Origin of the sequence: Methylobacterium sp. SD274 (genome assembly GCF_017355285.1) — a bacterium.
Taxonomy (GTDB): Bacteria; Pseudomonadota; Alphaproteobacteria; order Rhizobiales; family Beijerinckiaceae; genus Methylobacterium.
Map to the genome: position 1 here is coordinate 74,845 of NZ_JADIJP010000024.1, position 7,075 is coordinate 81,919.

Annotated in this window: 7 protein-coding genes; 3 read left to right on the forward strand and 4 right to left on the reverse strand. The window is 68.1% G+C overall.

Annotated features, from left to right (window positions below; all coding sequences use genetic code 11):
• Window positions 1-18 precede the first annotated feature (18 nt).
• Window positions 19-666 carry an alpha/beta hydrolase gene (locus IPV08_RS18770; RefSeq protein WP_207413016.1) on the forward strand — a complete coding sequence of 216 codons (648 nt, stop codon included), beginning with the start codon at window positions 19-21 and terminating at the stop codon, window positions 664-666.
• Here IPV08_RS18770 and IPV08_RS18775 read toward each other — a convergent pair.
• Together IPV08_RS18775 and IPV08_RS18780 are read right to left on the reverse strand one after the other, a co-directional pair.
• Complete coding sequence (locus IPV08_RS18775; protein WP_207413017.1) at window positions 606-1,853, reverse strand: glycosyltransferase family 4 protein; 1,248 nt, start codon at window positions 1,851-1,853, stop codon at window positions 606-608. The genes IPV08_RS18770 and IPV08_RS18775 overlap by 61 nt on opposite strands.
• 23 nt (window positions 1,854-1,876) lie before the next feature.
• Window positions 1,877-2,692, reverse strand: a complete 816-nt coding sequence (locus tag IPV08_RS18780) for a methyltransferase domain-containing protein (RefSeq protein WP_207413018.1) — start codon at window positions 2,690-2,692, stop codon at window positions 1,877-1,879.
• A 312-nt stretch (window positions 2,693-3,004) separates the two neighbouring features.
• On the opposite strand from IPV08_RS18780, the gene IPV08_RS18785 reads away from it, so the two are divergent.
• Window positions 3,005-4,096 carry an adenylate/guanylate cyclase domain-containing protein gene (locus IPV08_RS18785; protein ID WP_207413019.1) on the forward strand — a complete coding sequence of 364 codons (1,092 nt, stop codon included), beginning with the start codon at window positions 3,005-3,007 and terminating at the stop codon, window positions 4,094-4,096.
• Window positions 4,093-4,575, forward strand: coding sequence for a YaiI/YqxD family protein (locus IPV08_RS18790; protein ID WP_207413020.1), 483 nt, complete (start codon window positions 4,093-4,095; stop codon window positions 4,573-4,575). Before IPV08_RS18785 ends, IPV08_RS18790 begins: the two co-directional genes overlap by 4 nt.
• A 45-nt stretch (window positions 4,576-4,620) precedes the next feature.
• Here IPV08_RS18790 and IPV08_RS18795 read toward each other — a convergent pair whose 3' ends face one another.
• Together IPV08_RS18795 and IPV08_RS18800 are read right to left on the reverse strand one after the other, a co-directional pair.
• On the reverse strand, window positions 4,621-5,625 hold the full coding sequence (locus IPV08_RS18795; protein ID WP_244483624.1) for an HD domain-containing phosphohydrolase: 1,005 nt from the start codon (window positions 5,623-5,625) through the stop codon (window positions 4,621-4,623).
• Window positions 5,626-5,804: 179 nt separating this feature from the next.
• Window positions 5,805-7,075, reverse strand: a 1,271-nt coding sequence (locus tag IPV08_RS18800; protein ID WP_246748032.1) for an NAD(P)/FAD-dependent oxidoreductase, incomplete at its 5' end; no start/stop codon positions are given.

A 7,075-nucleotide genomic window follows, 5' to 3' on the forward strand; every position in this document is an offset into this window, starting at 1 on the left:
ACTTTTCGCGAGGCCGTCATGACCAAGCTGTCCTTCACTCACCGTTTCGAGCCCGCGACCGTGGTCGGCTCGCCTCCGCTCCTCCTGCTCCACGGCACCGGCGGCGATGAGAGCGACCTGCTGCCCCTGGGTCGCGCCGTCTCGCCGGGCTCCGCCCTGCTGTCGCCGCGCGGACCCGTCCTGGAGAACGGCATGCCGCGCTTCTTCCGGCGTCTCGCCGAGGGTGTCTTCGACGAGGCCGACCTCCGGCGCCGTGCGCGGGACCTCGCGGATTTCATCGCGGAGGCCCGTGAGGCCTACGGAATCGCGGCCCCGGTGGCGCTCGGCTTCTCCAACGGCGCCAACATCGCCGCCGCCCTTCTCCTGCTCCATCCGGGCGTGCTGGCGGGAGCGGCGCTGCTCCGGCCGATGATGCCGCTGGCGGAGCCGCCCGTTCCCGACCTGACCGGCACGCCCGTGCTGATGCTGTCGGGCATGGCCGATCCGATCGTGCCGGCCGAGAACGCCGCGCGTCTCGCCGGAATCCTCGGCCGGGCCGGGGCGGATGTGGCGCACGACATCCAGCCGGCCGGGCACGGGCTCGGCCAGGCCGACGTCACGGCGGTTCAGGCGTGGATGGCCCGGATGGTCGAGGGAGAGCGCGCGGAAGCGAGGCTGCTTCGGTAGACCGCCTCGATCCCGTCGAGATGCCGGTCGAGGGTCAGCGGATCGGCCCAGAACAGGTCGTAGGCCGCATCCGACATCCGGCGCGCCTCCGCGTCGTCGGAGAGACGCATGAGGGCGGCGGCGAGGGACTCCGGTTTGCCGGACGCGAACCAGAGACCGTTGACGCCGTCCTCCACCGCTTCCCGTCCGGCGCAGATGTCGCTGACGATCACCGGCGTCCCCGCCGCCAGGGATTCGAGCACGGTGAGGGGCTGGCCCTCGTACCAGACCGAGGGGAAGACGAGGGCGCGGGCCGCGCGCATCAGCGCCTTGACCTCGGCCGGGTTCTTCCAGCCGAGGAAGCGGGCCTCCGGATAGTCCAACTCCAGTTGCGCCCGCTGCGGGCCGTCGCCGATGAAGACGGCCGTCTGCCCGGCGAGGCGGGCGGCCTCGGCGAAGACGTTCGCGCCCTTCTCGGGCGAGACCCGCCCGACGAAGACGATGTCGCCCAGGGGCCGATCCGCTTTCCGCCCGAGGGGCTCCGCGTCCACCGGGTTGGAGACCTCGAAATAGCGCGTCCGTTTCGGCAGGTAGGGGGCGAGAACGGTCTTCTGAAGCCGGCTGATGGTGATGACGGTGGCCGCGCTGCCCACCAGCCCCGACCCCCGCATCAACGCATGGCGGCCGACCCGCATCAGTTTGCGGGCATAGCTCCGGGAATCGCAATTGTAGGCGATGCAGGCGGGCGAGAGCGGAGTGCGGTGGCAGGCGGCCGAGATCGGGTAATCGTAGAAGCCACCATTGGGGCAGGCGAGATAGTATTCGTGCATGGTGAACACCACCGGCACCCTCGTCGCCTTGAGCACCGGCCCGATGGAGGGCGACAGGGCCTTGGCCCAGCCATGGACGTGGACGACGCTGTCTTCCGGATCGTAGCCGGAGAGAAGCGCTTGGAGGCGAAGCGCCGCCGGCCGGTTCCAAAGCCATTGCACGCCGAAACTGGCGAGCGAGGTCGTGAGCGCCACGTCGGTCTGGCCAAGCACGATCACCTCGATACCGGCGGCCGCCAGACGCGGATCGGCCGGGCCGACGGCTGCGAAGAACACGACCCGGTGGCCGCGTCCCGCGAGGCCGAGGGCGCTCTCGATAGCGACCTTCGCCTGCCCACCGTTGATGAAGGCGTGATCGGCGACGATGATGACATTCATGACCGCATCGGACCGGGTGATGGTCATTTACGCGCGATGACGAAAGCGAAGCTCGTGAAGGTCCGCCAGTCGCGGCTCCGGGCGAGGCGCGTGAATGCGTCGTCGATCTGGCGCAGGCCGGGCAGCTTGTGGAAGTAGCTATAGCCGTAGAACGGCAGCACGACGATCTCGCGAAAGCCGATCTCCTTCAGGAGCGGCACGATCGCCGCCTCGCTGCCCCGGCAGTAATTGTAATGCGCCGGAAATTTCGGGTTGCCGCCATCGTCCCTGCGGTCCGGGAACAGGGTGTGGAGCACGGCGCGCGACAGGGCCTCCGGCATGAGCTGGTTGGCGACGAAGGGTGGGGCGAACAGGGTGGGAAAGAAGCTGAGCGCTGCGCCGCCCGGGGTTAGGAGGCCATGGATGTTGCGCCACATCTGCGCCACGTCCGGCACGTGCTCCATCACCATCGAGCAATAGGCGAAGTCGAACCGGTTTCGGCCGATGGTGTCGAGGGTGGAAGGCGAGGCGATGTCGCAGCAGAGTTTCGAGAATTCGGGAGGAGCGAGATCGAGCTCCTTCTGCGAGATGTCGTTGATCGTCACCCTGATCCCATGCCGGACCAGTTCCGGCGGCTGGAAGACCGGGTCGCGCCCGCCGCCGATCTCGAGATGGTCGCGAAGGTCGTACTCGTTGGTGAGGGCGACGATCGTGTTCTTGTAGTTCTCCCAACTCCAGTTCCAGTCGGGCGAATAGCCTAGGTCGCGCGCGATGGCGCGGATGTCGCGCGGGGCCACCAGCGGGCGTGTGGCCGACGCCTTGGGGGTGGTCGGATCCGGGTTCGCACTCGTCATGCTCATCGCGATGCGCGCCTTCTGAAGCGGTCGAGCCGCGTTGCAGCAGTGAGGGCTGCCTGTCTGACAACGAGCCTAAAGCGTACCCGGTTACGGAGATCTCACGGTCTTCCGGGCGGTCAATGAATTTCGAAGGCTGCCTTAACGGCCCATGGCCTTAATCGCGCCATCATGGACCGTTGTTCAGGGTGGGCCGGTCGTCTCGGCGCGGTAACTCACCCGCGTCTTCCGACGATGGCCTTCCGAAGGATGCCACGCCTTGCTTCTCCCCGCGCGACGCCATCGTCTTCGTGACGAGCCAGACCGGGGTGACGCCTGATGCTACCGCCGCACCGCTGGTTCTGGATGCTCATTCTCGTCGCCTGCAGCGGCGCCGGGCTCCTCTATGACCTTCTGTTCGCCAACGGCGCCTCGCCGCTGGCCGGGGTGATCTATGGCCTCGCGGTGGGGGCGACCACCCTCGCCTTCGACCGTGGCCTGATCTTCGGCGGCCTTCAGGCGCGCTTGCGCCAGTTGCCGGCGAAGATCTACGTGCTCACGGCCGAGCTCGCCTATGTCCTGATGATCGCCAGCGGCATCGCGCTCGGGGGCCTCGTCGTCTGGGCCCTGGGCCTGACCGGGGACGCGCTCAAGGACGCCGTCAAGATCACGCCTCGGGTCCTCGCCTACTCGCTGGCGGTGTCGGCGATGCTCGTCTTCGTCATCCGCATGCGCGATCTCATCGGCGGCGAGGTGTTCGTGAACTTTCTCGTCGGCCGCTATCACAAGCCGGTGCGCGAGGACCGCATCTTCCTCTTCCTCGACGTCGTCGGCTCCACCGCCTTCGCCGAGACCCATGGCGACCTGAAGGCCCAGGCCTATCTCGGCGCGGTCTTCGCCGCCCTCGCCGAGCCCGTGCGCCGCAACCACGGCTCCACCGACGATTACATCGGCGACATGGCCATGATCACCTGGCCGATGGAGCGGGGCCTCAAGGACGGGCGCTGCGTCGCCTGCGTGTTCGACGTCCTCGACAGGATCGAGGCCGAGGCGTCGATCTGGCAGGCCCGTTTCGGCGTCGTACCCCGTTTGCGGGCGGCGCTGCATGGCGGCTCCATCGTCACGGCCGAAGTCGGGGTCGACCGGCACAAGATCGCGTATTTCGGCGACACGGTGAACGTGACTTCGCGGATCGAGGCCCTGTGCCGGCCCCTGGGCACCGAGATCCTGATTTCGGACGATCTCCTCGCCCGCCTTCTGCGCCTGCCCGAGGGCATCCACGCCCGCTCGCTCGGCGCCCACGCCCTGCGTGGCCGGGGCCAGCCCCTCGCCGTCTCGACTCTGGAGCGGGTGGTTCCGGCGCTCGAGGAGGCCGAGGGCGGACGGAGCGTGACCGCGCCCTTGGCCGCGCCCTTGGCGGCGTCCGCATGAGCGAGCCGGCCGCCGACCGTTCGATCGTCGTCTACATCGACGCCGATGCCTGCCCGGTGAAGGACGAGACCTACCGGGTCGCCGGCCGATACGGCCTGCATGTCTACGTGGTGGCGAACAGCTTCATCACCCTGCCGCGGGAACCCTGGATCGAGCGCGTCGTCGTCAGCGACCGTTTCGACGCCGCCGACGATTGGATCGCGGAACGGGCGAGGCCGGGGGCTGTCGTCGTCACCTCGGACGTGCCTCTGGCGAGCCGCTGCGTGAAGGCCGGGGCCGAGGTGCTCGCGCCGACTGGGAAGCCCTTCAGCGAGAGCGGGATCGGTCTCGCCCTCGCCACCCGCAACCTGATGCAGGACCTGCGCGAGGCGGGCACGATCACGGGCGGCCCGCGACCGTTCTCGGCCCGGGACCGCTCCGCCTATCTCGGCGCGCTCGACCGAACCGTGATGCGGCTCAAGCGGGGCGGCTTCGGCTGAGGTTCGCCCTGTCCCGAGCCGCGTCCGGGATTCGTTTCGGCTTCGTCACGAGCCGTTCCCCATGGCCTCGCCGAAGGACTGGACCAGCCTGTCCTCCAGCCGACCCTTCATGTCCGAGAGGATCGCCATGGCGACGGCGTTCGGCATGGCCGGCTTGTAGGCGCGTTTCTCGGTCAGCGCCGAGTAGATGTCGCAGATCGTCATCAGCCGCACGGTATCGCCGATGGAATCCCCGCTGAGGCGGTCGGGATAGCCCGAACCGTCGAGCATCTCGTGATGATGCCGCACGGCGCCGAGGGTGAGGGCATCGCAGCCGGCCGCTTTCAGCTTCTCGTAGCCGATGACCGGGTGCGTGCGCATGACCGTCATCTCTCCCTCGTCGAGCCGGCCCGGCTTGTTGAGGATCGCCAGCGGAATCCGGGCTTTCCCCAGATCGTGGAGCAAAGCGGCGCGGACGAAGTGATTGCGGTCGCTGGCCGAGAAGCCGAGGTGAAGCGAAAACTTGGCGGCAACGCCTGCGACCAGCAGGCAATGCTGGTAGGTGGCGTCATCATGCGTCCAGACCCGGTCGAGCCAACGGGTCAATCCGCCGTCGCGAACCGCTTCGATGATCGGTTCGAGGCTGGCATCGACCTGTGCCAGAGCGACCGGGCCGTTCGACCGGGCGCCATCGAACAGGCGGGTCAGGACTTCGGTGGCCCGTGCCACGCCGCGCTCGATGCTCCGCACCGGCCTGTCCGCACGGTCCTGGATCACCTGCGTCATCATCGTGCGGGCGACCATGGCGGGGGGCGTGTGCGCCGAGAGGCAGCACGTCGCGCCGAGGTTCTTGGCGTCGCGTAGGCCGTTCTCGCTCGTGTTGCGCAAGAGGCAGATGATGGGGACGTCCGCGCCGTTGAGCTTCGCGAAGGCCCGGCGCATGGCGGTCACGGCGTCGCGCCGAGCGAGGGTCACATCGGATATCGCACCAATCGTCTCACGCGTGATGTCGAAGGCCGCATCGAATCGGACGACCTTGCAATCCGCTACGAGGCTCAGTTCGCCGCGCAAGATCTCGCTGCTGTCCGGCCGGTCTGTGATTAATAGGACTGTCCCATCCAGCATTCGCACTAAGCCCGAGATCCGGCGATACCCGCGGGTTCGTGATAATTTGCAAACATGGAAAGAAGCTTAATCCAGTCATGATGCATAATGATAAAAGTACAAAGTGACATTCGACAGGGCGTGACCTACTGAGCGTGCAACTTGAGATGTGTCGAAATGGAGGTTGCAGCTTCATTCGCCGCTCTCATACCTTCTTCATAGGCTCCACCGGCGGTTCCCCATTGCAGGCGGGACAGCGCCTCCCCGGCGAACCAGATCTTGTTGCCCAGCGATGCCTGAAGTTGCGTCCGTGCCGGAGCATGTCCGGGCGGGACCACGGCCCATGAACCGAGCGACCAGGGGTCGTGGCGCCACTCGCTGATGGCCGGAATGGAGAGATCGTGCAGGGCGCGATGGCCGACATGGTCCGCCAGGACAGCGCGCACGAGGCGCCGGACGGAATCCGGGTTCCGGCCACGGGCATCCAGGGCCTGGGTCATCGGCGTGTCGAGTTCGAACAGATGAAACGGCGTCCCATCCACACGTGTGAGCAGTCCGGGAGGCTTGTGGCGTCCGCCCGTCAAGGCGGCGAGCCGGTCGCGCCCGAGGAAGGGTGCGGACGGCCAGTGCAGCACGGCGTGTTCGTAGATCCCGCTGGAGAATCCGTCGATGGCCGCGCGCGTCTTGGGCGGCAGGGACGGGGTGAAGAGCGGTGCTGCGCGCAGCACCATCATCGGGATCGTCACGATCACCGCCGCGGCCCGCCGCACCGATCCGTCCGCCACCTCCACGGTGACACCGGTTCCCGACCAGTCGATGCGCACGACCGGCGTGTTCAGGGCGATGGGAAGCCCCTGCGCCAGACGGGCGAGATAGCCGCCGAAGCCGCCGGCGATGAAGTAATTGTCGCCGTATTCCATGCTGGGGAAGTCGTGGAGGGAGATCTCCGTGAGGGGGCGCCCGGAGACGAGGCCGTGGACGAGGGCGATGCGTTCCGCCCAAGGGCCCAGACCGGGCGGGAGGGCACTGGACGCCGGGCGGTCGGGGCCTTCGAGGCCGGCCTGGCTGGTCAGGGCGCGATCGGCCACCGAGAAGGCACGGGCATGGGCCGCGACTTCCGCCCGGCGTCCTTTCCGGCCCGATACGAGCAGGTGTCCCTCCTGCGCGGCGACCCGCAGGGGCTCGCCACGCGCCTTGCCCAGGCGAACCAGCGGATTGATCGGTCCGGCATGGAGCCAATGCCCGCCGAGATCCACCGGGTGGCCGCGCAGCATCGTGGTAAGCAGCCGACCGCCGATCCGATCGCGCGCCTCCAGCACCGCCACCGAGATGCCCCGCTCCGTAAGGGTCCGCGCCGCGGCGATGCCGGCGGCGCCCGCGCCGACCACGATCACATCCGCGTGGTCGGGCAGCGGTG